This window comes from Mesorhizobium sp. P2_A8 (genome assembly GCF_056404935.1).
On the sequence record NZ_JBFUDB010000015.1, the window covers coordinates 20547 to 46019 of the forward strand.

22 protein-coding genes and 1 pseudogene are annotated in these 25473 nt (G+C 58.7%); 19 read left to right on the forward strand and 4 right to left on the reverse strand.

Going from position 1 to position 25473, the window contains the following annotated elements; genetic code table 11:
- Positions 1 to 26: 26 nt before the first annotated feature.
- Positions 27 to 1037, reverse strand: a complete 1011-nt coding sequence (locus tag AC1D10_RS33610; RefSeq protein WP_477279337.1) for an AI-2E family transporter — start codon at positions 1035 to 1037, stop codon at positions 27 to 29.
- Positions 1038 to 2012: 975 nt separating this feature from the next.
- Here AC1D10_RS33610 and AC1D10_RS33615 point away from each other — a divergent pair.
- From AC1D10_RS33615 to AC1D10_RS33630, 4 genes are all read left to right on the forward strand, one after another.
- Positions 2013 to 3155: an extracellular catalytic domain type 1 short-chain-length polyhydroxyalkanoate depolymerase gene (locus AC1D10_RS33615; RefSeq protein WP_477279339.1), complete on the forward strand. Its 1143-nt coding sequence runs from the start codon at positions 2013 to 2015 to the stop codon at positions 3153 to 3155.
- A gap of 1036 nt (positions 3156 to 4191) precedes the next feature.
- Complete coding sequence (locus tag AC1D10_RS33620; RefSeq protein ID WP_477279487.1) at positions 4192 to 5175, forward strand: SMI1/KNR4 family protein; 984 nt, start codon at positions 4192 to 4194, stop codon at positions 5173 to 5175.
- Between the two features lie 405 nt (positions 5176 to 5580).
- The gene (locus tag AC1D10_RS33625; protein ID WP_477279341.1) at positions 5581 to 5751 is read left to right on the forward strand and encodes a hypothetical protein; all 171 of its coding nucleotides are present in this window, start codon (positions 5581 to 5583) and stop codon (positions 5749 to 5751) included.
- Positions 5752 to 6695: 944 nt separating this feature from the next.
- Positions 6696 to 7058, forward strand: a complete 363-nt coding sequence (locus AC1D10_RS33630) for a hypothetical protein (protein WP_477279343.1) — start codon at positions 6696 to 6698, stop codon at positions 7056 to 7058.
- A 586-nt stretch (positions 7059 to 7644) separates the two neighbouring features.
- Here AC1D10_RS33630 and AC1D10_RS33635 read toward each other — a convergent pair.
- A complete protein-coding gene (locus AC1D10_RS33635; protein ID WP_477279345.1) occupies positions 7645 to 7854 on the reverse strand; it encodes a hypothetical protein in 210 nt (69 codons plus the stop codon).
- A 172-nt stretch (positions 7855 to 8026) separates the two neighbouring features.
- Here AC1D10_RS33635 and AC1D10_RS33640 point away from each other — a divergent pair.
- A pseudogene (locus tag AC1D10_RS33640) lies at positions 8027 to 8626 on the forward strand (cysteine hydrolase family protein); the annotation flags it as partial.
- 730 nt (positions 8627 to 9356) lie between these two features.
- A complete protein-coding gene (locus tag AC1D10_RS33645) occupies positions 9357 to 10757 on the forward strand; it encodes a phospholipase D-like domain-containing protein (protein WP_477279347.1) in 1401 nt (466 codons plus the stop codon).
- Positions 10758 to 10850: 93 nt separating this feature from the next.
- On the opposite strand, the gene AC1D10_RS33650 is transcribed toward AC1D10_RS33645, so the two are convergent.
- Positions 10851 to 11333: a pyridoxamine 5'-phosphate oxidase family protein gene (locus AC1D10_RS33650; RefSeq protein WP_477279349.1), complete on the reverse strand. Its 483-nt coding sequence runs from the start codon at positions 11331 to 11333 to the stop codon at positions 10851 to 10853.
- A gap of 363 nt (positions 11334 to 11696) precedes the next feature.
- Between AC1D10_RS33650 and AC1D10_RS33655 the strand changes: the two genes are divergently transcribed.
- The 10 genes from AC1D10_RS33655 (at position 11697) to AC1D10_RS33700 (ending at position 20870) form a co-directional block, all read left to right on the forward strand.
- The gene (locus tag AC1D10_RS33655; RefSeq protein WP_477279351.1) at positions 11697 to 12215 is read left to right on the forward strand and encodes a hypothetical protein; all 519 of its coding nucleotides are present in this window, start codon (positions 11697 to 11699) and stop codon (positions 12213 to 12215) included.
- A 15-nt stretch (positions 12216 to 12230) separates the two neighbouring features.
- Positions 12231 to 12644, forward strand: a complete 414-nt coding sequence (locus AC1D10_RS33660; protein WP_477279353.1) for a phage holin family protein — start codon at positions 12231 to 12233, stop codon at positions 12642 to 12644.
- The gene (locus tag AC1D10_RS33665; RefSeq protein ID WP_477279355.1) at positions 12625 to 13296 is read left to right on the forward strand and encodes a hypothetical protein; all 672 of its coding nucleotides are present in this window, start codon (positions 12625 to 12627) and stop codon (positions 13294 to 13296) included. Before AC1D10_RS33660 ends, AC1D10_RS33665 begins: the two co-directional genes overlap by 20 nt.
- A gap of 228 nt (positions 13297 to 13524) precedes the next feature.
- On the forward strand, positions 13525 to 14529 hold the full coding sequence (locus tag AC1D10_RS33670; protein ID WP_477279357.1) for a YihY/virulence factor BrkB family protein: 1005 nt from the start codon (positions 13525 to 13527) through the stop codon (positions 14527 to 14529).
- 285 nt (positions 14530 to 14814) lie between these two features.
- The gene (locus AC1D10_RS33675) at positions 14815 to 15453 is read left to right on the forward strand and encodes a DUF1326 domain-containing protein (RefSeq protein WP_477279359.1); all 639 of its coding nucleotides are present in this window, start codon (positions 14815 to 14817) and stop codon (positions 15451 to 15453) included.
- Between the two features lie 9 nt (positions 15454 to 15462).
- A complete protein-coding gene (locus AC1D10_RS33680; protein ID WP_477279361.1) occupies positions 15463 to 16326 on the forward strand; it encodes a DUF2182 domain-containing protein in 864 nt (287 codons plus the stop codon).
- 534 nt (positions 16327 to 16860) lie between these two features.
- Positions 16861 to 17088 (forward strand): Arm DNA-binding domain-containing protein, encoded by a 228-nt coding sequence (locus AC1D10_RS33685; protein WP_477279363.1) that lies wholly within the window; start codon positions 16861 to 16863, stop codon positions 17086 to 17088.
- A gap of 128 nt (positions 17089 to 17216) precedes the next feature.
- Positions 17217 to 18431: a glycosyltransferase family protein gene (locus AC1D10_RS33690; RefSeq protein ID WP_477279365.1), complete on the forward strand. Its 1215-nt coding sequence runs from the start codon at positions 17217 to 17219 to the stop codon at positions 18429 to 18431.
- Position 18432: 1 nt separating this feature from the next.
- Complete coding sequence (locus AC1D10_RS33695; RefSeq protein ID WP_477279367.1) at positions 18433 to 19677, forward strand: glycosyltransferase; 1245 nt, start codon at positions 18433 to 18435, stop codon at positions 19675 to 19677.
- On the forward strand, positions 19674 to 20870 hold the full coding sequence (locus AC1D10_RS33700; RefSeq protein WP_477279369.1) for a glycosyltransferase family protein: 1197 nt from the start codon (positions 19674 to 19676) through the stop codon (positions 20868 to 20870). The genes AC1D10_RS33695 and AC1D10_RS33700 overlap by 4 nt, the downstream gene beginning before the upstream one ends.
- A gap of 91 nt (positions 20871 to 20961) precedes the next feature.
- Here AC1D10_RS33700 and AC1D10_RS33705 read toward each other — a convergent pair whose 3' ends face one another.
- A complete protein-coding gene (locus AC1D10_RS33705; protein ID WP_477279371.1) occupies positions 20962 to 21636 on the reverse strand; it encodes a class I SAM-dependent methyltransferase in 675 nt (224 codons plus the stop codon).
- An 80-nt stretch (positions 21637 to 21716) separates the two neighbouring features.
- On the opposite strand from AC1D10_RS33705, the gene AC1D10_RS33710 reads away from it, so the two are divergent.
- The 3 genes from AC1D10_RS33710 to AC1D10_RS33720 all read left to right on the forward strand — a co-directional run bounded on the left by AC1D10_RS33710 (position 21717) and on the right by AC1D10_RS33720 (position 25428).
- Positions 21717 to 21944, forward strand: coding sequence for a hypothetical protein (locus tag AC1D10_RS33710; RefSeq protein ID WP_477279373.1), 228 nt, complete (start codon positions 21717 to 21719; stop codon positions 21942 to 21944).
- A gap of 17 nt (positions 21945 to 21961) precedes the next feature.
- Positions 21962 to 24676 (forward strand): ABC transporter transmembrane domain-containing protein, encoded by a 2715-nt coding sequence (locus tag AC1D10_RS33715; protein ID WP_477279375.1) that lies wholly within the window; start codon positions 21962 to 21964, stop codon positions 24674 to 24676.
- Between the two features lie 302 nt (positions 24677 to 24978).
- Positions 24979 to 25428: a cyclic nucleotide-binding domain-containing protein gene (locus AC1D10_RS33720; protein WP_477279377.1), complete on the forward strand. Its 450-nt coding sequence runs from the start codon at positions 24979 to 24981 to the stop codon at positions 25426 to 25428.
- The last annotated feature ends 45 nt before the right edge of the window (positions 25429 to 25473 follow it).

Below are 25473 nucleotides of genomic sequence, written 5' to 3' on the forward strand. Positions count from 1 at the left end.
ATTGGAAAGTTCGGACGACCTTGCGTTCAGATTAGCTGGCGCAGTGCCAATTCCTCTTTGACGTATGCATAGTAGATTGGAGCCGCGATCAGGCCAGGAATGCCAAAGGCGGCATCCATGACGAGCATGGCGAGCAAAAGCTCCCAGGCCCGGGCATGGATTCGTACGCCAATGATCCGAGCGTTCACGAAATACTCCAGCTTGTGAATGAAGACGAGAAACAAAAGCGATCCGAGCGCCATGGCGGGCGACAAGCTGAAACTCACCAGCACGATCACCGTGTTGGAGATGAGGTTGCCGATTACGGGCAAAAGCCCCACGATGAAAGTGATTGCGATTATCGTTTTCAGGAATGGCATGTGAACGCCGAAAACTGGCAGTGCCAACGCCAGGTAGATCGCAGTCAACAGCGTGTTGAGCGCCGAGATCCTCACCTGCGAGAAGACAATGCTGCGAAACGCGTTGCCCAAGATCACAACACGTTCTTCAAGCGCAGCGGCCAATGGTCCCGGCTCGCTGCTACGGGTCCCCCGGCTGTAGGCGATCATTCCGCCGATAATCATGCCGGCAATGGTGTGTGTGAGGAAGACGCCGACATCGCGACCAACAAAGCGAAGTTGCCAGGCGTTTTCGCGCAGCCATTTGGATGCGGCGTTCTCGAATTCCTCGACGTTGGCGGGAAAATAAGCGCTAACCCACCCAGGGAGATGGGCGCGTGCTGTCTCGACCGCCCCCGCCATCCTTTGCAGCAGGAAGAACAGGTTCTCCGGGCCGGCCGTTAGCCATGACGACACTTCAAGGATAATCAATATCAACGCAATCGCAATTACCGCAGCCACAAGGGTCAACGCTACAGCCTTGCCCAGCCGGTGATCGGCAATACCTGCACGCTTCATAAGCGGTGCCGTCGAATTGACCATTTGGGCGATGAGCAGCCCCGCAAGCAGGGCTGAAAGAAGATCGAGCGTGATCACGGCGCAAAGCGTCAAGAGTGTCAGGACAAGCGAGACCGTGCCGAGGATTGAGCGATCAACCAACGTCACTTCCAGACAATGTCATCATTCCCACGAGCTCCGTTCACTCCGTCAATCTGAAGGAACTGCAAAACCGTGAATTTGTCGATGGAGATTAACCGGTTGGATCGGTGACGGTACTTTTCGAGGCGGGTTTGGCGCGCCGTTAAACGCCGCAAAGAGCAAAAATCGTCCGATTGGTCCCGATAGTTGGTGGAACCAAAGGATTTTTGCGGCGATTTTCCCTTTAAAATCAAAAGCGTAACTTTTTGACGGCCTCAGTATCGGATTTTTCTAATCCGCATGAAATATTTTCCACTTATTTCAATGGGTTATATGCTGTCTGAACAATCGAGTGGGAATGATTTAGGCCTTACTCAAACGCCGCGATTGGATTCGGCATCGTTCGATTTGGATGCACAACTGCATCGGCAATAGGACGAGCCGGTGCAGGCTGATCATGTTCCCGGTGATTTGCGGCGCGAAATCGAACAGTTCTTTCACGCGCTGAGGTGCCGTGGGCGCGACCGACTCACCACATTGCAGATCGGTTCCAGCTAACCTCATCAACATTCGGCAAGGACGATGGTCGGTATCATGGACTCGTTTCCATCGTCACTTATGCACTGTTTTCCCGGCGGCTTGCCGGTTTTGCCCAGTGGCAGCGGAGGTTCTCGCATCCTTCGAATGCGCCGCTAGAGCGGGTCCAGCGCCTGTCGCCTTGCGCATGTCCCCTGTCTCCTTTTTGTCATCCGCTCTCCTGCCGGTCAGGCCCGAGAACATCTTGCCGAAAAAACCCATTTCGTCCTCCTACAGTCCGATCCGCGCCATCGAGGCGCTCTATGCATGAAGCTCCTCCCAAGACTTTGGTTCCTTCGCACAGCGTGCACTGCCAATGTCTTGTGCGGCCGGCTATGACCTGACGTAAGCTTGCTATTGTGCACTGCAGCAACGATCTTTCAGGGACCATTTTTTGAGACGCTCAGCGAGGATACCGATTTGCGAAACATCTCAGATACCATCGCTCGTCTGGCCGCGATGCGGAGCCGGCCCGGTCTATCTACGCACCGTCATAGCGATCATCTCTCGGACATGGCAGAGTTTGGGTCTAACCCCGGCGCCTTGCAGGCACGCTTCTACATTCCCGAGAATCTACCGAAAGGGGCCGCACTGGTCATCGTCCTGCACGGCTGCACGCAGACCGCGGCGGGCTACGATTATGGGTCCGGGTGGTCGCAGCTGGCGACCGAGCAAGGGTTTGCAGTCCTGTTCCCGGAGCAGCGGCGCGTGAACAATCCCAATCTTTGCTTCAACTGGTTCGTGCCCGAAGATGTCACCCGCGGTCGCGGCGAAGTGCTCTCCATCCGCCAGATGATCGAAGCTATGGTAGTGGAACATCGGCTCGACCGCCGGCGTATTTTCATTACCGGGCTCTCTGCCGGTGGGGCAATGGCAAACGCAATGCTGGCAACCTACCCTGAAGTGTTCGCGGGCGGCGCTATCATTGCGGGACTGGCCTACGGCAGCGCGTCGACAATCCCGGAAGCCTTCGATCGCATGCGTGGCCATGGGAGCCCATCGAAGGCTGAACTTCAAAGGCGCCTGGCGGAAGCCTCCTCGCACACCGGGGCTTGGCCGAAGATTTCAATCTGGCAGGGCTCGGACGACACTACGGTGGTGTCGTCCAACGCGGACTCCATTCTCGCCCAATGGCAGGGGGTTCATGGCGTGGGCGCCGACCCCAACCGGAAAGAAACCGTCGATCGACAGATACGGCAGGTGTGGTGCGATGCAGACGGCAACGAGTTGATCGAGAAATGCACCATTGCCGGCATGGGCCATGGCACCCCGTTGCAGACGGTCGGTGCGGATGGTTTGGGCGTTGCTGCGCCATTCATGCTGGACGTCGGCATATCGTCAACACGCCACATTGCGGGCTTCTGGGGCCTGACAAACCGAAGTGAAGCCACAGCGGAGGAGGCTCCGGGAAGGCAGATGGGCAAAGCAGTGAGAGCTTATACACCCGCGGAACATCCGCGAGCAGTACGCGCCGGTGCTGCTGAGGAGCCTCGAAGCGGTTCGGCCGCAGGCATTGCCAAGGTGATTGAGGACGCTCTGCGCTCGGCCGGGTTGATGCGTTAGCTGAGAAGCTCTTTGGCTGGCCCACAACGACACATTGGATGCGAGACGACTTCCCGGCGATGATGAAGGAATGCGGCGACGAAGCCATTGCCAAACTGCACGACAATTTTTGCAAAATGACCAAGCAGCTCGGCGGCGCGAACTAGGCCGCAGCCAACGCTGTATCGCGAAGTGGCGTGCTTAGAAGCGCCATTTCGTTATGGCGTGCGTCCGTTACTCCGTGGGCCGGCCGCCGAAAGGTGGTGGCGGCTTTTTTCGGACTTGGGTAATGCGGGCTCGTTTCCTGAAGCGCTGCGTCTAATCAACGAGCACGATGAACGGCTTGTGCTTCGGCCGTTCGTGCCAAATGACCTGTCGCAGTTCGCGCATGTCGACCATTTGGCCGCAAATTGGACAGGAATAGAAATTGTCCTGTTCGTCGGAATCGTCGGCGTCGTGACGCTTACCAGGAATAGGCGGTCCAACGTTGGATGGCTTCGTCATGTCGTTGGAACAGCTACTGCCGAAAAAGGTTCCGGAACCATTTTGGCGAATGCTAATTCAACCGCGGGCTTGCGAGTCAGTTCATGCGTTTGAAGTTCTTCCCGCCTTTGATGCCGACCTTGGTGGAGAAGCCTCCCGAGGGTGACCACTGCATTCACGAGGTCGAATTCGGCCACGTATCGCGATCTAGCGAGGCCAAAAGCTTGGCGCCGAAAGCGCCATCGTCGAGGGCGAGATCATCGTGCTAAACGATGCCGGCCTGTCGGACTTCAGTGAGCGGGCAAAATATGGAACGTCCAACAGACAAGGACAGAACCAAAACGGTTACGTCAGACCATTGCGTGTGGCCCGCAAGACTTTGGTCCTCGGCTGGGTAGGCTCAAAGCCGCGATGCCCAGTCGGGCGCGTCCGCTTGCATAGTCAGATAAATGCCGACCAGGATCAGCACCGCCAGCACCGCCAGCACGGAGTGATTTGGTCGATATCTCGTACCCAGACCGGGTTGCGCTAACTGCTTATACCAAATCAGGGAAGGGGCTATGAGTCGCTATTGGTGATCTCTGGTATAGGTGTCTGCTATGAAGGTAATCATGGACAACCGTTACCAGCCAGACTCGGATTTCTTCTGAATGGTGGCAAACGAATCCGGGCCGCGACCTGCGATGCCTTCTGGGCTTGTGTGGCGGCGCCGATCAATCGCGCCGGAATGTCCGTGATGGATCGGAGCAGGCGCAATGTGCTGATCGGTGCGTCTATCTTCGGAGCCCTGAGCCTTGCGGGGCTGCTTCCTACCATGTGCGCAATGCGGCAAATCCGGACAAAATCCCCCATGGCCGAAGCCAGCCATCCCAAACGGCCGCCGGGACAGGCCAAGCCGTTGCTGGAGGAAGATATCGCGCCGGTGCTTGCGCGCCTTGATGCCTGGTATGCTGCCCATCTGCCGCCAGACAGATATGTGTTCAATCCGCCGGCCACGGACGCGCAACTGGATGCGTTCGAGCGCCTGATCGGCCTCAAGATGCCGCGCGCCTACCGCGACCTATACCGATGGCACGACGGCGAAAACGACGACCGTTGGGGCCATATCTATGGACTTCCGCTGCTGCCGCTGCATCAGGCAGGGGCGGAATGGAAAGCCTGGGTCGATGTGCTCGCCGGTTTCGGCGGCAATCGCTATGAAATTCCCGGGGGGGCGTGGCCTGAACACGCGGTTGACCCGGCCTATCTCAATCCGCGCTGGATACCGCTGACCCATGATGGCTCAGGCAATCATATCGGTCTCGATTTCGATCCCTGGCCCAGCGGTCGCGTCGGCCAGGTCATCCTCTTTGGGCGCGACGAAGATGTGAAGGCAGTGCTTGCGGAATCCCTTGGCAAGTTCCTCGAGTGGATCGCCGGCCTGCTGGAAAGCGGCAATTTCAGATTGGAAGCGGCGGAAGAGCCAGTGCTGCGCCGGTTCCGGCTGAAAGCCCCTCCATCAAACGACTTCCACGAAGGCGCACGAAGCCTTCTGGGCGCACCGGGCGCCTTCCTATGACGGCCCGCATTTCGGTGAACCACGTATTCCGTGACAGTTTACTTAACCCCGAGCTGCGCGCCGGCGCCTTGCGGCGGGCCATTCGCGTTGAACTTCAATACCCAGTCCCGCACAATCTGAAGCGTCACGCCGCCGATCCGAGCCGGCTCCGTGCGCGTCCCGCTGCCCCTCACATTGGCCGCGTCAAAGTCCGTACGAAGCGGGATTAGGCATGGCAAACTCCACATCGTTTGCCAGTATTGCAAGGCCGCAGGCCGGGATCGCCGGCCGGTGTTTTTCACTGTCATCCCCGACTGCGAAGGTTTGCATAGGTACCGCGACCGCGACCGGAAGCGACTTTCGAACAAAGGTAATTCAGGGAACAAGCGCCGGACGGTGGAGTTAGACAGTCAAGGAGTTTCTCCTATGGCTGACGAACAGGACAGAACACCCAGTGTGCCTGACAACCCCGTGGTCAGGCGCCTGATTAAAGAGGCGCATATCACCGAACAGCAAGCGCGCGATCTTATCGCCGTTTTGGGATACGATTGGCCTTCGCTTATGCGGGAAGCACGCTTCCTAACCAGAAAACGATAGCTCGTGCCGCCAGCGGCACGCAAGATGCGCCATCCGTGGCGCGAGCGTTAGGCGCACCACGCGGCATCGTTAGCGAGTTTAGATGTCCCGCAACGGATCAATTGCGCTTGGCACCGTAATTGCTCTGTTTCATTAGAACAGCGGGATTCCCCTCTATATGGTCGAAAGTGCTCCTAAGATCGGCTGCAATCGATGCAAAGTGCCCCTCAGCGGCCTCCGTGATCCGCAAGGATCCGACCTCTTAACTTGCCCCAATTGCCGGGTTTCCGACACATACGACAACGTCATGCTTGAACTTGGTCAGCGCACTGCGGACGCATTTAGGCGCGCGCTCTACCGACCCGTTCCCCCAAGGGTCTATCGTTTCGCCCTTCTGTTTCGGGCGGTGATCCCGGAGTCGACGAGTTCAACGCAACAACACCACAGTGCGGCTGGTGACAAAGCTCGATCCCTACCGGTCAGGCTGAAAAGGAATCGAACCCAGCAACGGCGCTCTTGAGTATTTCCACCCGATTCCGGCTCGGCGACAAAGCACCAGGACGCGCGGGGCGGGGCGGCCCAGCAGCATCATTGCCAGGGGTGACCGGCAACTAAGCGCTGGGCCTGACCGGCGGGGCGGGTTGAGAGCGGCGCCGGCTGGCGAATATATATATGCTTCTGCTAATATAAGGGGCACTTATCCTTATGAACGATGGAAGCAGCAAAAGGTGGAGCGCCGACCGGCGTCAGACAAGGCAGGTCGCTTTCCGCGCGAAGTCCGCATACCGCGAAAGCGCGCTTTAGGGCCGGCAACCAAGGACTTCAGTCTTAATTGCATGATTGCTAATATAATATATAGGCTTATCAGCGCGGGGGTTTTTCCCGCCGAGTGGCCGGTGCGGCGAGCTTCACCCAAGCATCCGATCGCACCGGCCATTTCAGCGTCGATATCGGGAATTGTCAGATTGGATGCTGCACGCATTAGCTTCGAGGCCAGGCGACGGGCAGACTCGGTTGCGCCGCCGCCCAGATTTAATCCTTTCTGGGCAAGTGCGACGGAGGCGGCGATAGCCGGCAGCGTGGTTGCTGTTTGTTGTTGGCTTGGCGGCGGCAGTCACATGGCAGGTGCGATCTGCATAAGCATGATTTTGGCATTTGCGCTGCCGTATTTCTATCTCCGGAGAAAGGAGCGGAAGAACAGTGAGGCCTTTGATACGGAGTACATCAGCTTGTTGGAACGAGAGAGGGCAAGAGAGAAAAGCTTGGCTGCCGCCAAAACCAAGTCGCTTCCGGTAACAAAAGCAAGCCTCCCCCGCACATATCGCTAGATGGCTCGAACGAAGCCCCATACAACTGGGCGGCTTGACGGCCGCGAGCCAAAGCTTCGGCACGCCTCGCTGCAAGATTTCAGGAAAGAAAGCTAGCGGACCCTTTCTGCAATCTTTGAAGGACAACGAGACCTGACGGCCTCAAGCAGTTGCCGTTCATTGGTATGAGCGTTTCGAAAAATCCCCACAACCATCGACGCGATTATTTGAGCTTCTCGGCTTAAGGGTCGAGGTGTTCGTCTGCGCAAACCTGATCGAACACGCGTTGGCAAATAGCCATATCGTGAGTGCGTTGGCAAATAGCCATATCGTGAGTGCTAAGACAGATGCGATTGAAATGCTGGCCCATAACGCGAACGCTCAGGCCCGCCATCATTGCAAAGCAGCGGACCTCACAGTCGACCGGACGAGGTTGGGCGAAAGTTTCGGTCACTGAACCAAAATGACGCGCTCGTTCAGTGACGTTCCCGGCTGGCAAAGATTGGCTAATTTCGTACAGTGGGCGCTTACAGCCGCACAACCTTTTCGAACTGAAGGTGCAGCACTCGCTGGCCTCCCGCAACGGCGAGAGCGAACGATTCCAATGTTAGAGTTTGCGCCGGCGAGTTCTAGACGGGGCCCCTAATGTTTGAGGCGGATCGAGTAAGCGTAGCCGCTGGCCAGCTGCAAAATCCTTAGCATCTTGTTCGAGCTCGAATTCACGCTTGATGAGTTTTCCGTGCTCAATGATTTGGACGATCCACTGACCGCCAAAATCCACTACCGAAATGCGGGCAGGCCTATCATCCTTTTTCATGGGCGCTTCGCACCCTTCCTTCAGTATCTCGTTATGTTCTAACTAGCTAATAAGCCGGTGAACTAGACTCCGTTCCATGTGCAGGCGGCTGGCATCTCCATTGGCGCGGAACATTCTTCGGGTGCTGAAGTTCCATCCGAAACGGCGCACCAAGCCCGGTCGGGAGGAACCGATTTCCATGCACGGTCTGGAGTATGGTCCGCTGGGCAATCGATGCATGCATATCTGTGTGGACATGCAGCGGCTGTTTGCCGAGCCATCACAATGGGCGACGCCCTGGATCAGCGTCGTCCTTCCCCAGATAGAGCGGCTTGTCGAAAAGCGCGCGCCGCAGACGATTTTCACGCGCTTCCTTCCTGCCCGCAAGGCGGGGCAAGGCATGGGAACATGGAAACGCTATTATGAGCGCTGGGCCTCCATGACGATCGAAAACATCGGTCCCGAAATGGTCGAACTGTTGCCGACACTCGCCGGCTACTGTCCGCCGGCCGCGACAATCGACAAGCATATCTACTCGCCTTGGCTCGAAGGTCGCCTCAGAGCCTTTCTGATGGAAAACGAGGTCGACACGCTGATCATCACCGGCGGCGAAACCGACGTGTGTGTTCTGGCCACGGTTCTCGCGGCGATCGATTTCGGGTATCGGGTGGTTCTCGTCACCGATGCATTGTGCAGCTCGTCCGACGCAACGCATGATGCACTGCTGACGGTCTATCACCAACGCTTCGCACAGCAGGTGGAGACGGTCGACATGGAGACGGTTCTCTCAAGCTGTCTTGATATGTCGCTTGGCGGCGGCCATGGGAACAATTCTGTCACCCGGCTTCGTTTTCGGATCGACGAACGAATAGGGGAACTGGCTGTCGGGATGGGCAGGGTGGCACAACCCTCGATGCGCTTACCCACAATGGCAAGGATCGCCACCTTGTCCCGATATTGATCTTCCACGCCACGGATAGCGCTCTGAAGCGGCGGGCTTGGCTGTCAGAGATTGCTAATATATGCCCGGAACATTCTTATTGCGGTGAAGTTCTGACTGTGCCTTGGTTTACTCCCCGTGGCCAAGGTGCGGAAGTTGCCTCTACAGCTTCCACAGCCCGTCTCGGGGTGGGGCAAAACAAACCGAGGCGGGCAGTTTCATGTTCAGCGACAAGGTGTTGAGGAACGCTACATACCCGGCAGGCGATACAATGGAACTTTAGAGACAGCTAATGGTTCTAAAGTCAGCAGGGGCAAACCAACACCCCAGCAAGTCCCGCTATCCCTAGGGACGGCCCGCCGCTGCCGTGAATGGAGCGGCGGGCAGATCCTGGGAAAACGCAGGTAGACTCTTGGGGTTAGAGACGCCGGGCCAAGCACAGAAGTGCGTTTGATCGCCGCCAGCAACGTCACGCGTCGGACCTCCAGGAATTAGACAGCCTGTCATGCAACCAGATTACCCCTGAAAGGTTCTTGCTATGATTTGAGCAGGGGCGGCTTCACCGTCAAAAGGTAGCCAATTCATGGACGTCTGCATCGCCCGAACAACGCAGGACAATATCAAAGCGGGTAAGAACGGCCTGCTGCTCATTTCAGACAATTGTGATGCCTTCGCCGCGCGCGTTCTTGCGGCGAGAAGCGCAGTTCGCACTCTCGATCTGATGTACTACCTCTGGCATGACGACCACACCGGCCGCTTGCTTTTGCAGGAAGTTTTCCGGGCCGCTGAGCGGGGCGTGCGCGTGCGGATGCTGCTTGACGATGTCAATCCGCGCAAAAGCGATTCTGCATATCTGGAGCTGAGCAGCCATCCAAATATCGAGCTGAAGTTGTTTAACCCGAGCGGCGTCAGAGCACGCGGCATTGTGCGCACTATGGAAGTTCTCCTTCGGCTTTTTGCATTGACCCGCAGGATGCACAACAAGGCGTGGATCGCCGACGACAACATCGCCATCGTCGGCGGGCGCAACGTCGGCGATGCCTATTTTGATGCAGCAGAAACCAACTTCCGCGACCTCGACGTGCTGCTCCTCGGTCCCGCCGTGCAGCAAACCGCCCAGATTTTTGAGACCTTCTGGGCGTGCCAGGACGCAAAAGAAATTGGCGCGCTCGGTCCAGCCGCTGCGACTACGCATGCCCATTTATTTGAAGGAAGCGATGCTGAGACCGAGTCAAAGCTTTTAGACGGGATCGGTTACCATGGGACCATCGCGGAGTTTATCGCGGCCAGCAACGACGTCCATTGGGTGGAACGTGTTCGCGTAATTTCCGACCCGCCGGAGAAGGTGCGCGGTTGGAGACGGCGCAGTTGGCTGTTGAAGGAGTTGCTTCCCATCATTCAGTCGGCGCGCAATTGTCTGGAAATTGCGTCTCCCTATTTCATTCCAGGCAAAAGGGGTTGTGCGATCTTGTCCGACCTTGTCAGCAACGGGGTGGAGGTCTCGGTTCTGACCAATTCCCTGGCAGCCACGGATGTCGCTGCGGTTCACGGGGCCTATGCAAACTATCGCAAGCGATTGCTGCGGAATGGCGTCAAACTTTTTGAGCTTCAGCCCTTCAGCCGGCAGCCGGCGATCTCGGTATTTGGTTCCAAGGGCGCCAGTCTGCACACAAAGGCTTTCAGCGTCGACGACAAGACGGGTTTCGTCGGCTCCTTCAATTTCGACCCGCGGTCTGTGTCTTTGAACTCGGAAATGGGAGTGCTTTTTGAGGACGAGAAATTGGTCGCTCAACTGCGGCATCGGTTTCACGCAGAGATATCACCGGAAGCGAGCTATCGGCTCGAACTGAAAAACAATGCGCTCCACTGGCACGGGTGCGACGAAGGCAGATTCCAACATTATACTCACGAACCCGAAGCAGGTTTTTTTCGCCGTATCCTTGCCGCTTTGGTCCGCCACCTTCCCATCGAGTCCCAGCTTTAGGCCGCAAAGCGAGCCTCGGCGCCTGCGGTGTCAGGTCAATGTCAACGCGCCCCGCAACGATCGGGCTAGGCGCCCACAGCGCGGTCGTCAGAGTCAAAGCTCGACTTTGGCAACGTTGTCCTTGTACTCGTCTTTGGGATCGAACCCGAGCAACATCTTGATCCCTGCCATTACGCTCGACCCGTCCAGCCAAATCTCTGCCTCGTGCGGATCGAACCGCAGCAGGGCCAACCTAGGATCCTCTTTACCGCCCTCAAACCATGCGGCCACAAAGCGATTCCAAAGCCGATCGATCGTCGCGCGGTCGTTGTCCAGCCTCAGAGTCCCCTGCACTGTGGCGAACAGATCGTGACCCTTCGATGTGAAGGTCGCGGTCGCTTTGCCGCCACCAGTCAGACCCTGAACGAGCTCGGTATCGTTCGCCGTAAAGAACCAGATCGGACCACTTCCCTCAGTCTGTGTCTGTGCCGTCATCGGACGAGGAATGACCTTGGAGTTATCGAGTCCGATCATCATCGTCATATCGGACTTCAAGGATGCCCAGAATTTGGTTTTGAGTTCGGCGGCGGTTGGCATAGGCGTTCCTTTCGGTTGGCGAAAGGGGACAAACGACCGTTGAGCATGTCAGTTCCGCCAGACGCGGACGATTAGTGCAAAAACGTTTGGCCCGCCTCTGACGCCGTTCGCCGCAACATCGCCGCAACCATTACTCGGCCGCCGATTGCTGAATCCCGGATGAGATCGACGGGCTGCAGCTCAAGAATAGACCGGCCAGTGCGCCTCCCTGACTGCGAAGGGGCGAGGCCTTCGAACGGGCAGGGGCGACGCTGTCTAGGTGCCGGCTTCCCAGGAGGGCAGGCACAAACAGGAATATTCTGCGAAGGCAGGAACCGTACGCGAATGGCGAAGTTCAACTCGAAACAACAGGAGTGAAATATCGTGAACACGTCAGACACAAACGACTTCACCGGATCGGTGCCAACCAACGAGAATGAATGGCCGGCCGCCGCCACGCGTGCCGGCAAAAGCAAGGAAGCGCTCGGCAAATTGAAGACAAGCGCGGCCGAGACCGCGACTCACTTCAAAAGCGCTGCGGCCTCGGTATCGACCGATGCCAAGGATTATGCCGGCTCAGTTGCTGCCGATGCTACGGGTGCGTTCAAGGAAGCGGTCGAGACGAACAAGACCGCCGGCGCCGATGCGATTGCCAACATCGCGCACTCCGTCAAGGAGGCCGCTGACGGGATCGAAAAACAATCGCCTCAGGTGGCGAGCATGGTGCGCAGTGCGGCCGAAGGTGTGGAACGGATCTCCACCGACGTCAGAGATCGCAACGTCGGTGAACTGCTCGACTCCGTTACGAAATTCGGGCAGCGCCAACCAGCGGCGTTCTTTGGGGTCGGGATCCTCGCCGGCGTGATGCTCACTCGCATCATGCGCAGCTCGGATCGTTCCTGAGAGAGGCTTGCTTAGATGGATGATGGTATCGATCGCCGGCCCTTCGGCAGCATCGTCAACGAGGCGCTCGAAAAATTCGCCTCGTTGATGCGCTTGGATGTGCGCATGCTTAAGGCGGAAATGAAGAGCAAGACTTCGACAATCGTCTCGTCCGGCACATGCGGGATGGCGGCCGTTGCCCTGTTTGTTCTGGCATCGTTCGCAATGGTCCAATTCCTGATCCTGGTGATGATCTATCTTGGCATCAGCGCCATATTGGCCTGCCTGATTGTTGGCGTGGTCTTGTTTGGCGGAGGCTTGCTTTCCCTTTACCTGGCGAAGCGGGCGCTGGTCGGATGGACTATCACTCCCATCCAGACCGTAAACCAGGTGCGCAGCGATCTAGCTGCATTGAAGCAGGGGATACGCTATGGCACCACGCAACGATGATCTCCGCGAGATAATGGCTCAGAGCAGGTTCGAACGTCAGGCCCTGTTCGGGCCTGTCAGTGAAATAAGCCGCCGCCTGCAGCCCGGGTATTTGGTCGACGTGACCACGCGGTATGGCAAGGACAAGGTTGCCGGGGTCGTGGGTGGCGTCTCAGATGCCATCAAGGAAAACGGCGGCACAGCTGCTGTGGTAGCACTTGGCGCGGTGGCGCTATTTGATGCCGGCAGAAGAAGTGCGGACGGCCGCACAGTGCCAACGAACCCCAATGGATTCCCTTGGGCGAGCGAAACACATGTGGGAGGGAAGGGCCCCAGTGCGACCAATCCGAGGGTGCAACCCCCGCGTCAGGCTGTCACCAACGCGGCTCGGACCAAAGTGCTCGCCGGATCAGTTGGAGGGCTGTTGATTGGCCATGTGATTGGCCGGTCGTTTGATCCAACCCCAACAGAACGTCAGCTGTTTGGCAAAGCGTCGGGCGAAGTCCAGGAAGTGGCCTCCGAATTTGTCAGTCAGCATTTGCATGGCGCAAAGCTTGTGGCGGCCCAGGCGTTCGGTTTCGCGAGATACACTGCCGCGTTCCTGGCGATAATGGCGGCGGTTAGCGATCATTTCGGTCGCTCTGAGGGTACCGGCGATCCGCCCACTCACTGATTGATGGTGGGCGGCGTGTGGCAAACCACGCGCCGGTGTTGCGCCCGCTGGTTCCACCGTCAATGCCGAGCGCTCAGGTTCGAAATCGGGTGAGTGCTCAGCCCTTCGAGCCTCAGACCCACGGAAGACGTTTCTCTACAATATTCCTGAACCCGCGGGCGCGGCAAAATCGGAACATCCAAAGTTCTGGCGCATTGCTGATGGACGCCATCTGCCTACGGACTCAAAATGCGACCCTCGATCACAAATGTATGGGACTTGGTGAGAGAAAGCGTAGTCGGGTTCGTCAACGACAATGCTCTTAGCCATGGCGCGGCAATGGCTTTTTACGCCACCACGTCGCTAGCCCCAATCCTGCTAATTGTGGTCGCTATTGCAGGCCTCGTCTTCGGTCACGATGCAGCCCAATTGGCTTTGTCTGCGCAAATCTCGGGGCTGATGGGGCCAGAAAGCGCAGATCTTCTTCAGACCGCGCTGGAGAGCGCCTCGAGCAAGTTGTCCGGAACCTGGGCCGCGGTCATCGGAATAGTGGCGTTGTTGGTGGCCGCATCGGGCGTCTTTGGCGAAATGCAGCAATCGCTGAATTCGATTTGGAAGGTCGAGCCTCGGGGGAGTTCGTTGTCGCGTCTAGTCCAGGCCCGTGCAGCAAGTCTGGGTCTGGTCGCTGCGCTGGGTTTCATGTTGCTCGTGTCTCTCGTTGCGAGCGCGGCGATCGCGGCACTGGGAAACATCATCAACGCTCACCTGCCGTTTGGCACAATCGTCCTCGGCATGATCAACGTGGTCGTCTCGTTTGTCCTGATCTCTGTTATGTTCGCGGCAATCTACAAAGTTTTGCCAGATCGAACCCTCGAATGGCGCGACGTAGGGATCGGTGCTGTGGCGACCGCTGCACTGTTCACCCTGGGAAAATCACTTATCGGCTGGTATATCGGCACCAGTGCGATCGCGTCGTCATATGGGGCCGCCGGTGGACTGCTCGTCATACTCCTGTGGGTGTACTACTCATCGGAGATCTTCCTTCTCGGCGCCGAATTCACCCGCGCCTATTCCGTTCGAAATGGCAGCAGGTCCGATCTGAATGCACTGGTTCATAGTGCTTCCCCTGCCCAACGCCTCGTTCCATTTCGTGCAGAGAAAAAGTCCAACTCCGGTGGCGTGGTCGCGCTCTTAGCGGTGGCATGCGCAAGCGCAACGTTGACGACCCTGATGCTGGGTCTTCGACGCCCGTAATGTGTGTTCTGTCGAAGCCCAAGCAGGCAAAGTCCGGTTGGCAGGCGTAGCCTGCCATATGACTCGCGGAACGATTCCTCTCCGGACAAGCGGCGTCACCGATCCTGTCTCCGGAACGGTCGTCGTCGATACCTGGACCTGAAGTGGCCCCTGCAGGCTTGGTGTGCACTGCTCGACCACCAATGTGGGACCCGTCCATCAAGATCAGCGAGCGACGCACGAACTACTGGAGTGCGCTCAGCCTTAGACGTATAAATGGCTCCTAAATTTTGGTGAGGAAGGGCCATGAATGCAGTGCCTCAATGGCGGATCGCAGGCGACTGGTTCGACATCTGCAGCTGCGACATCCCTTGCCCTTGCGAGTTCGCCCAGCCGCCAACCGGCAATCACTGCCAGGGCGTGCTCGCCTGGCATGTGCGCGAGGGTCAGTATGGCGACGTGAAGCTCGACGGCCTGACGCTGGTGGCGCTCGGCGAGTTCGAAGGCAATCTATGGGCCGGCGAGGCAAGGGCCGTGATGGGCATGTATCTCGACGAGAAGGCGAATGAGCCGCAGCGCGAAGCCCTGCAGGTGATCTTCGGCGGCCACGCCGGCGGCTGGCCGGCGGGCTTTGCCGCCAATGTCGGCGAGATGCGTGGCATGGAGTTCGTTCCGATCACCTTCGAGGTGGCGGGCGACCTGGCCACCTGGCGGGTCGATATTCCTGGCCTCGTCGTTGGGCGCGCGGAAGCGCTTTCCGGTCCCACCACACCACCCGGCAAACGGGTGCAGACGATCAACCCGCCCGGCTCGGAGGTCGGCCCGGGCCAGGTTGTCACCTGGGGGCGTTCCGTCGAGGTGAGCACCAAAGGCTTCGGGCTCGACTGGACTGGCACGGCCCGCTCGAGCAAGCATATTCCGTTCGACTGGACCGGCCCGAACTAGGGCATGACAATGGCTGACGCGTTCCTCAGGAAATCGCGGCGGTTCACCCGGAATCTGCGTGGCACGCCGCTCGGCCTTCTCGCATCGCTCGTCGTTCTGACAGCAGCGGCGTGGGCGCTCACCTTCTACCAGACCTTCAGCATGGATATGCCCATGGGCATTGCGGTGCGCGGCGGGATGGAGGGTATGGAAGGCATGTCCGGCATGGCGATGGCCGGAATTGCGGCCGACGGCTGGTCACTCGCCGGCGTCGCCACCTTTCTCGCTGTATGGACTGTGATGATGGCGGCTATGATGCTGCCTGCTGCAGCGCCCATGATCTTTATGTTCGCGGCGGCGCAGGCTAGGCGCGGACAGCAGGTGGCCGTCCCGACATGGATCTTCGTCGCGGGCTACATGCTCGTCTGGGCGATGGCGGGCCTTGTTGTGTATATCCTGGTCCAGTTCGGCAGCGAGTTTGCGACGAGCCTCGATCCGCCTCAGCGTTCGAAATGGGCGCCGCTCGCGCTCGGTGTCACGCTCGGTGTCGCCGGACTCTACCAATTCACGACCCTCAAGCACATTTGCCTCAGCCATTGTCGTTCGCCGCTCGCTTTCGTTGCGCAGCACTGGCGGGACGGGTGGGTTGGCGCGGTCAAGATGGGGCTGCGCCACGGGCTGTATTGCTTCGGCTGCTGCTGGGCGCTGTTCGCCGTGCTGGTCGCGGCCGGCGTCATGAGCGTCGCCTGGATGCTGCTTTTGACGCTGGCCGTCTTCGTCGAGAAGCTGCTGCCCCGTGGCCGCCGCTTCGAAGGTAGTTTGGGCGTTGCGCTAGTGGCCCTCGGGATCGTTGTATCGCTCGGGGCGATCGAAATGCCTTGGATGGGCGGCTAGACGAGCAGGAGCATAAGCATCTCTGCTGTGCCGGCAGACGCTTTCGACGGCAATCCATTCGCATCGCGCTGGTTTTTTAGTATGCTGTCGCGAGGCAAGCTCGAGGATCCGGTCTGACGGTAGTCGACGATCGTCTTCTCGAAGGCAAGATGACCAAGGTGGAGCAGGCGCGAGAAGTCGCCATTGGGGCGGGACCTGACATTTGCCAACGGCAGCTTCTGGCCAAAAGCTGACACTCGACTCTTCAGACTGAATCTCAGATTTCGGCCATTTCACCACCAGGGCAGGCGTCCGAAAGTTTGAAGATCCACTGATTGTTTTTGTTGCAAAGACGACGTTCGTCCGGGCTCACCAATTGGACCCTGCAACGAAAAAAATGCCCTAGGTTGGAGCGGCAACGGTACTCGGGGGCAAGTCACGAACAACGAGGCCCATGATGGTATTTTTTGCCTTAAGGCGTTGAAAGTAGAAGATATTTCCTGCCAAGGCGCCTCGGAATTGTACTGACGGGCTACTTTTCAGAAGGTAGTAGGCATGTTGACGGACTCCGCACTTAAGGCAATGAAACCAAAAGAGAAAATCTTCAAAAATGCGGACCGTTACGGCATGTATGTTCGCGTCATGCCCAGTGGCGCGATCTCGTTTCGGCTCGATTACGGGCTCAACGGACGCCGTGAGACGGTCTATCTAGGCAGGTATGGACGGGACGGAATCCCACTTGCCCTGACCCGAGAGAAGTGTATCCGTGAGCTTGTTGTCTGAGCATATCGACGCGCTTGTGTAATACAAATTGAAAATTGCGCCCTCATGTTTCAAAACAGGTCGGTAGACCCGCGAGGATGGTTTTTGCCCACGGCCCTCAAGGCGAGAATTCTAGAAGACGTTCAACAATGACCCAGCACGCACAAAACGCTCGAATTCTCATGTACAGCCACGACACGTTCGGGCTCGGCCACTTGCAACGCTGCCGGACGATCGCGCATTCGCTGGTCGAGGATTTCCGCGGACTTCAAGTGCTTATCATTTCGGGTGCGACTATCGCTGGCGCCTTCGACTATCGCGCCCGTGTCGACTTCGTGAAGATCCCCAGCGTCATCAAGTTGCGCAACGGCGAATACACCTCGCTGGAAAAGGATATCGATCTGCATGAGACGCTAAGGATGCGCCAGTCGATCATCCGCCACACAGCCGAGACCTTCCGGCCGGATATCTTCATCGTCGACAAGGAACCGCTCGGCTTGCGCGGTGAGATCGAGGACACGCTGTCCTACCTCAAGACGCGGGGCACCACGCTCGTGCTTGGTCTGCGCGAAGTGATGGACGCGCCGCATCTGCTCGAAGCAGAGTGGGCACGCAGGGATGTGATGCGCAAGATAGGCCTGTTCTACGACAAGGTCTGGGCCTATGGTCCGCCGGATTTCTACGATCCGTTGACCGGCCTGGATGTGCCGCCGGCTGTCAGGGCGAAGATGAAGTTTGTCGGTTTCCTGCAACGGAGCCTGCAGAAGAACGAGTTGCCTGGCCACCGGCCCGAGGGCGACTATATCCTCGTTACCACCGGTGGCGGCGGTGACGGCGCCGAACTGATCCACGACGTCATCGATGCCTATCAGCAGGATCCGCAATTGCAGCATAGGGCGCTAATCGTGCTTGGGCCTTACATGCCGGCGCGCAAACGCAACAAGCTGCTCAAGAAGGGGGCCAAGATCCCCTATGTCAAGATCATCGAGTTCGACAACCGCATGGAAGAGCTGATTGCCGGCGCCAAGGCGGTCGTGGCGATGGGCGGTTACAACACCTATTGCGAGATACTGTCTTTCGACAAGCCGGCGCTGATCGTGCCGCGCGTCAAGCCCCGCGAGGAACAACTGATCCGAGCACGGCGCGCAGCCGAACTCGGCCTCATCGAGATGCTTTTACCGGAAGAAGCCGAAGATTCCCAGCGGTTTGCCGATGCATTGAAGGTGCTGCCGGACCGGCCCCGCCCATCGCAGAGCAATCCGCATCTGACGATGGAAGGGCTGCCTCATATTTCCGAAATTGTCGCGGAACTGCTCGACCGGCGGGCCGGCCATCACCTTTCGGTCATTGAAGGCATGAACTGAGTTGCAACAGCGCAAGATAGTCGTGGTTCTGAAGGGCTATCCGCGGCTGTCGGAAACCTTCATCGCGCAGGAACTGCTCGGTCTGGAGCGTGCGGGGTTCGATCTGATACTCTTCGCGCTCAGGCGGCCGACCGACGCGAAACGCCACCCCGTGCATGACGAGATCAAAGCGCCCGTCCATTATCTGCCGGAATATCTGCATAAAGAGCCGCTGCGCGTGGTTCGCTCGCTGTTCGCTTATCTGCTGCGGCCGGGCTTCTGGCGCGCGCTCAGATCGCTGGCGGCCGATATTCCCCGCGACTTTACGCGCAATCGCGTGCGTCGCTTCGGGCAAGCGCTCGTGCTGGCGGCCGAATGGCCGGAAGACGCGGGCTGGCTGCATGCACATTTCGCGCACACGCCGGCATCGGTGACGCGCTATGCCAGCCAGCTTCGTGGCCTGCCCTGGAGCTGCTCGGCCCATGCCAAGGACATCTGGACTTCGGCGGACTGGGATCTGGCTGGCAAGCTCGCCTCGGCGCGCTGGACGGTCACTTGCACGAAAACCGGTTTCGACCGTCTGAAAACACTCGCTAACGGCAACTCGTCTGTGCATCTGAGCTATCATGGGCTCGACCTTGATCGCTTCGGCAGTTTCGGCGAGGCGCGAAAACAGCATGACGGCTCGGCACCGAACGAACCGGTTATCGTTCTGAGTGTCGGGCGCGCCGTTGAAAAGAAAGGTTACGATACCTTGCTGGAGGCCCTTGCCCTCTTGCCAGGTGATTTGGCGTGGCGTTTCGAGCATATCGGCGGCGGCGAGGAACTGGAACGGCTCAAGGCGCTGGCGCAAAAGCTCGGACTGGATGGTCGCGTCTCTTGGAAAGGCGCGCTTGCACAGGAGGAGGTGCTTGAGCACTATCGCTGCGCCGACATCTTCGCCCTAGCCTGCAGGATCACCGCAAATGGCGACCGGGACGGTCTTCCGAATGTTCTGGTGGAGGCGGCTAGCCAGCGGCTTGCCTGCGTGTCGACCGCTATTTCCGGCGTGCCGGAGCTTTTATCGCCGGATGAAACAGGTCTGCTGGTTCCCACGGAAAACCCAGTTGCGCTCGCACAGGCGCTGGAGCGCCTGATCCGTGATCCCGTGTTGCGTGCCAGCCTCGGCGACGCCGCAGAGCGGCGCGTGCGCGGCAATTTCGATCATATGGCAAGCATTGGACAGCTCAAGGAACTGTTCGAGCGGGAGTGGCGGGCCGCCGAATGAAGCGGCTGCGCGCCTTCTTCTATGTCCAGCACTTGCTCGGTATCGGCCATCTCGCGCGCGCCAGCCGCATTGCGGCGGCTCTGGTTGATGACGGATTTGACGTAACCGTCGTGACCGGCGGAGCGCCGATCGCGGGGTTTCCGGGACCGGGTGTAAAATCTGTAGCCCTGCCACCTGTCACCTCCGGTGATGACGGATTTTCCGGACTTGTCGACCTGCAGGGCAAACCCATCGACGATGATTTCAAGAAATGGCGTTCAGAGATGCTGCTGCAGGCATTCCGGGATTGCAGGCCTGATATCGTCATTGTCGAGGCGTTTCCATTTGGACGCCGGCAGATGCGTTTCGAACTCTTGCCGCTGATCGAGGCCATCGACTCGACGTCGCCCAGACCGCTGCTGGCGACGTCCGTCCGGGATATCCTTCAGGAGCGGGTCAAGCCGGGCCGAAACGAGGAAACGGTCGAACTCGTCAACCGGCATTTCGACCTTGTTATGGTCCACGGCGATCCGGCTTTCGCAACCATCGACAAGACATTTCCACTGGCCGGGGCGATCACGGCCGAGGTCACCTACACGGGGCTCGTTGCCGCGCCGCCATCGCCTGCGACCTCCGAGCGCTTCGACGTTCTGGTGTCGGTTGGCGGCGGGGCTGCCGGAAAGAGCCTTGTCAACTCCACCATCGCAGCGGCGCGGAATGCCAACAACGGTTGGAAATGGTGCTTGATCACCGGCCCAAACCTGCCGAAAGACGAATTTGACGCGATCGCACGCGATGCCACGCCGGGTTTATCCATCTTCCGGTTCCGCGAGGATTTCGCCAGCCTGCTGACCGGCGCCCGCCTGTCGGTCTCGCAGGCGGGTTACAACACGGTCTGCGATGTCCTGCGCGCCGGTTGTCGCTCCCTGCTCGTTCCATTTGCAGCCGGCGGGGAAACCGAACAGACGGTCCGCGCCTTGATGCTCGAAGAACTCGGTCTTGCAACGGTGCTGATGGAAAAGGACCTAACGCCCGAAGGCTTGGCGCAAGCGATCGAACAGGCGCTTGTGGGACCGACGCCATCCGCGCACCGTCTCGATCTGGAAGGCGCGCGTCGCTCGGCGCAAATCCTGCGCGAGCGGTATCGAACATGGTCCCTAAAAGTGGGGCCGGATTTCGGAAAAGTTCATGATCATACAGACGATAGATCCTAACACGCGTCGCGAGATTCGTGCGACGCGCCGCACGTCCTTGTTTATCCATGTCGTTGTCCCAAAACCGCCACGCACTTTTGGGCGAAATGCATTAAACAGTTCCAATCAGCATGAAGCGCGTATAATTTTTTGTCGGCAGTTCGCCGGAGAACCGCACCTCCCTTAGCGCCGCCATTGCTTCGAAGGCTGCAAGTGAAGCCACGCAGTTGATGTGCGTCGGCTCGCTGAAATAATCGTTCGATTGCAGCAGTACATTCATGCCCCGCGGAAGCAGAGCAAGCCAGGCGCGCAGATCGGCTATGTGTTCGCAACTCGTGTTGACAACCACGTCGGGCTGCCCGGCCGCATAGTCGAGTGCGTACATATCTGCCGTCAGAGCCTGGAACCGGTCGCCGGCTTCCCGGTTGAGGGTCCGGGCGACCGGCGCGACTTCGGGATCGATGTCGATGCTATCGACGGCCGCGATGTCGAAGCGGGCGTCGTTGAAAAGCATTGCCGGCAATACACCGTACCATCCACCCAGAACCCATATGCGCCCGAACCGGCCGCCGCAGCTTTCGAACAGCCTGTCGAGCGCCCACATCTTGCAGGCGACCTGCTTGTGGTTGAAGGCGTTGGCGATATCGGCCTTCGGATGCTTGCTGATGACGCGCGCCAGCCCTGCCACGAGAGGGCAGTTGACATAGGCAGCAATCCCCCGCGTAAGGTCCAAGGTTTGCTCGTGCCAGTCCGTGCCGGCATTGCGTGGTTGCGTGACATCCATCATATTCGTCTTGTATGTTGGGATTTCGGGCGACACAACGCAATCTTGGTTCCTGCAACGCTGTTCGATTGGCGGACGTGATTATGCTGCAAGCCGCTTCGCCATTGGCCGGTGCCGGAGACAGTCTGGTGCATCTGTCCGGACCGACGGCGTTCATCCGCCAGCACCAGCCGCGCAGCTGCGGCCTCGTGCTGTCAAAACCCTATGGGAGCCGCGAACCGCTTGGCTTCGAGCTTGTCGCTGCCGACGAAGAAATCGCCGATATGCCATTCGCCAGCGGGTGCTTTTACATCCTGCATCGTTCCAACTGAAGGGTCCACAGTCGCATATGGAACCCAGCCTAGCCCGCTATATCTGGACGCACACCAAGAAGCAGCAGCTCTGGATATTGATGATCGTCGTGCTTTCGATGATCCCGTATTTCATGTCCTTCGACCTGCCGAAGCTGATCGTCAACGGCCCGATCCAAGGTAGCGGCTTCGAGCAACCGGGCGCGACCCGGCCATTTATGAGGCTACACTATAACCTGCCGTTCATTGGGGAGGTCCAGGTCTTCTCCGGTTTTCAGCTCGATCGCAAGGAGACGCTGTTTGCCCTGAGCGTTGTGTTCCTCTTGCTAGTCATCATCAACGGCCTGTTCAAACTCTACATCAACACCTACAAGGGCCGCCTCGGCGAACGCATGCTGCGGCGTATCCGCTTCGATCTGGTCGATCGTGTGCTGCGGTTTCCGCCGGTTTACTTCAAGCGGGTGAAATCCGCCGAAGTGGCGACTATGGTGAAGGACGAGGTGGAGCCGATGGGCGGCTTCATCGGCGATGCATTCCTGCAGCCGGTACTGCTCGGCGGCCAGGCGCTGACGGCCATGCTGTTCATCATGGTCCAGAACGTCTGGCTCGGAATGATAGCGGTCGTGATCGTGGTGATCCAGATCGTGCTCATCCCGCGAATGCGGCGGCGACTGATCGTGCTCGGCCGCGAGCGGCAGTTGACGGCGCGCGCGCTTTCGGGCCGGGTTGGCGAAATCGTCGACGGCATCGGCACGGTTCACGTCCACGATACATCAAACTATGAGCGCGCCGACATAGCTGCCCGGCTCGGGCTCATCTTCAAGATACGTTTCGATCTTTACCAATGGAAATTCATGGTGAAGTTCCTCAACAATTTTCTCGCGCAGCTCACGCCCTTTCTGTTCTACATGATCGGCGGGTATCTGGTCATCCAGGGGCGGCTGGACGTCGGCCAGCTCGTGGCCGTGATCAGCGCCTACAAGGACTTGCCCGGACCGATGAAGGAACTGATCGACTGGGATCAGGCGCGGCAGGATGTCCAGGTCAAATATCAGCAGGTCGTTGAACAGTTCACCGTAGACGATCTCATTGCGCCGAGAATCGGGGCATTGACGATCGACAATCCCGATCCGATGACCAACCCGCTGTCGGCGATCAGTCTGTCCATAGCAGACGATGGCGGCGCCATGCTCCTCGACCGTATCTCCCTCCAGGTCAAGCCGGGTGAGACGGTGGCGCTGGTCAGTACCGCAACAGGTGGAGCGGAGGCGCTTGCAGAAGCCTTCGCGCGGCTGAACTGGCCGGACAGCGGAAGGGTCACTTCGGGCGCCGACGACCTGCTTGAACTCCCTGAAGCAGTGACCGGCCGGCGCATGTCATATGCCTCGTCGGATGTTTTCCTGTTCCAGGCAAGCCTTCGCGATAACCTGCTTTACGGGTTGAAGCATGCGCCGCTGACATCGGTGACTTATGACGGTGCTGCGGCAGACCAGCGCCGCTGGAACGTGCACGAAGCGCGCCGATCGGGCAATCCGGAGCTTGATATCCGCAGCGACTGGGTCGACTACGCTTCCGCCGGCGCTGCCGGTCCGCACGACCTCTTTGAAGCCGTGCGCCGGGTGCTCGACGCGGTTGTTCTGTCGCGCGATATTCTGGACCTTGGCTTGCGCTCTTCGGCCGACCTCACGCGTCACACGGAGCTTGCCAGGCGGATCGTCGAACTGCGTGCGGCGCTGCGAACCCGGCTGGAACACGAAGGGTTGAGCGGACTGGTGGTTCCTTTCGAACCGGGCGCCTACAACAAGGAAGCAACGATCGGCCAAAACCTGCTCTTCGGCGCCGCCGCCGGCCCCGAACTGGCCGACAGGGCTCTGGCGGCCAATCCCTATTTTGCTTCTGTGCTGAAACAAGCCGGCCTCGACCGCACGCTCTACGAAATGGGCATGGAGATCGCCAAACAGGCGATCGAGCTGTTTGCCGACCTGCCGCCCGATCACCAGTTCTTCCAGCAACTCGCCTTCATGAGCGCCGAGGAGATACCCGCCTACGAAACCTTGCTGCAACGGCTCAAGAACCGTCCCCACGAGGCGGTTTCGGAGAACGACCGCGCCATGATCGTCACCTTGAGCTTTGCCTATATCGAGCCCCGGCACCGCTTCGGCCTGCTGAGCGACGAGCTGATGAGCAAGATCGTCGCTGCACGAAACCGGTTCTATGAAAACCTGCCGCCCGAGCTGCAAAATGCAATCGAACGGTATGATCCTGCCAAATACATCGCCGCGGCCACCGTCATGGACAATGTCCTGTTCGGGCGTGTGGGCAACAACCATCCCGATGCGCCGGACCGCATACGCTCCATCGTCTATGACATTCTTGACGAACTGGGGCTTTATGCCGAACTTCTGGATGTCGGCCTGGACTTCAACGTCGGCTCCGGTGGCAGGCGGCTGACCGGTGGACAGCGACAGAAGCTCGATGTTGCCCGGGCCCTGCTCAAGCGTCCCGATTTTCTCATTCTCAACCGGCCGCTGTCGGCGCTCGACCAGCGCATGCAGGATAAGGTGCTGCGAAACGTGCTCGATGAAGCCAGGCGCGACGGCAATTCGCCGGCAATTGTGTGGGTCGTGACGAATCCGGCAATGGCGATGATGTTCGATCGCGTTGTCGTCTTCGACTCGGGTCAACTGGTGGAAGACGGAACACACGAGACACTTTTGGCAGGGAACGGTATCTTCAAGGAACTGCTGTCATAGAGCAACGGACTTTTCAGATGGGATCATTGTGCCGGTGGGAATTTGCTGCAGGGTCAAGGAATTCGGAGAAGGGCGTAGCGGGACTACATCCGCGCCGAAACCCGAAGGATTTGCCGCAAATTCATCCGGCTCTTCAGGTTCCGGCTGGCGGACGCCCACTTTGTCAGGCAGCATCGCCCGATCGCACGACATCGGGCTCGCCACCGCGTGGTTCGCCTACGCCATCACGGAAACAGAATTGATTCCATCTGGGCGTCCGTTGCTCTAGTCTGGCAAACGCGAGTTTGGGAGGGTTTGCGACAATGCTGCTCAAGGATGAAGTTGGAATGCTGCAACGCATTCCCTTGTTTTCCGGCATCGAGTCGACAAAGCTCAAGCTCCTTGCGTTCACATCCGATCGCGTGAGCTACAGCGCCGGCCAGATCCTTTTCCGGCAGGGCGACGAGGGAGACGCCGCCTATGTCATCCTTTCAGGCAGGGCGGATATTCTGGTCGATTCCGACAGCGGACCGATAAAAGTTGCCGAACTGGTGCCAAATTCGATTGTTGGCGAGATCGCCATATTGTGTAACAGCTCTCGCACTGCCACCGTCAGAGCGGCAAGTCCGCTGGAAGCCTTGAGAATCCGCAAGGATCATTTCCTGAGGCTTATGAAGGAGTACCCGGAAATGACCATCGAGATATTGCGGGTTCTTGCCGACCGCCTAAGCCATACGACCGCGGATCTGATCGACGCACGAAGCGCCAAATAACGAATGAGGTGAGCTCAATCCTCGCTGTCGTGATGGCACCTCGGA

Bases quoted from the DNA above. Each gene is read 5' to 3' on its own strand.
- AC1D10_RS33625 (WP_477279341.1), top strand. From the start codon at position 5,581: ATGGCTGACGAACAGGACAGAACACCCAGTGTGCCTGACAACCCCGTG.
- AC1D10_RS33635 (WP_477279345.1), bottom strand. From the start codon at position 7,854: ATGAAAAAGGATGATAGGCCTGCCCGCATTTCGGTAGTGGATTTTGGC.
- AC1D10_RS33645 (WP_477279347.1), top strand. From the start codon at position 9,357: ATGGACGTCTGCATCGCCCGAACAACGCAGGACAATATCAAAGCGGGT.
- AC1D10_RS33650 (WP_477279349.1), bottom strand. From the start codon at position 11,333: ATGCCAACCGCCGCCGAACTCAAAACCAAATTCTGGGCATCCTTGAAG.
- AC1D10_RS33660 (WP_477279353.1), top strand. From the start codon at position 12,231: ATGGATGATGGTATCGATCGCCGGCCCTTCGGCAGCATCGTCAACGAG.
- AC1D10_RS33665 (WP_477279355.1), top strand. From the start codon at position 12,625: ATGGCACCACGCAACGATGATCTCCGCGAGATAATGGCTCAGAGCAGG.
- AC1D10_RS33670 (WP_477279357.1), top strand. From the start codon at position 13,525: ATGCGACCCTCGATCACAAATGTATGGGACTTGGTGAGAGAAAGCGTA.
- AC1D10_RS33675 (WP_477279359.1), top strand. From the start codon at position 14,815: ATGAATGCAGTGCCTCAATGGCGGATCGCAGGCGACTGGTTCGACATC.
- AC1D10_RS33680 (WP_477279361.1), top strand. From the start codon at position 15,463: ATGGCTGACGCGTTCCTCAGGAAATCGCGGCGGTTCACCCGGAATCTG.
- AC1D10_RS33685 (WP_477279363.1), top strand. From the start codon at position 16,861: ATGTTGACGGACTCCGCACTTAAGGCAATGAAACCAAAAGAGAAAATC.
- AC1D10_RS33690 (WP_477279365.1), top strand. From the start codon at position 17,217: ATGACCCAGCACGCACAAAACGCTCGAATTCTCATGTACAGCCACGAC.
- AC1D10_RS33700 (WP_477279369.1), top strand. From the start codon at position 19,674: ATGAAGCGGCTGCGCGCCTTCTTCTATGTCCAGCACTTGCTCGGTATC.
- AC1D10_RS33705 (WP_477279371.1), bottom strand. From the start codon at position 21,636: ATGATGGATGTCACGCAACCACGCAATGCCGGCACGGACTGGCACGAG.
- AC1D10_RS33710 (WP_477279373.1), top strand. From the start codon at position 21,717: ATGCTGCAAGCCGCTTCGCCATTGGCCGGTGCCGGAGACAGTCTGGTG.
- AC1D10_RS33715 (WP_477279375.1), top strand. From the start codon at position 21,962: ATGGAACCCAGCCTAGCCCGCTATATCTGGACGCACACCAAGAAGCAG.
- AC1D10_RS33720 (WP_477279377.1), top strand. From the start codon at position 24,979: ATGCTGCTCAAGGATGAAGTTGGAATGCTGCAACGCATTCCCTTGTTT.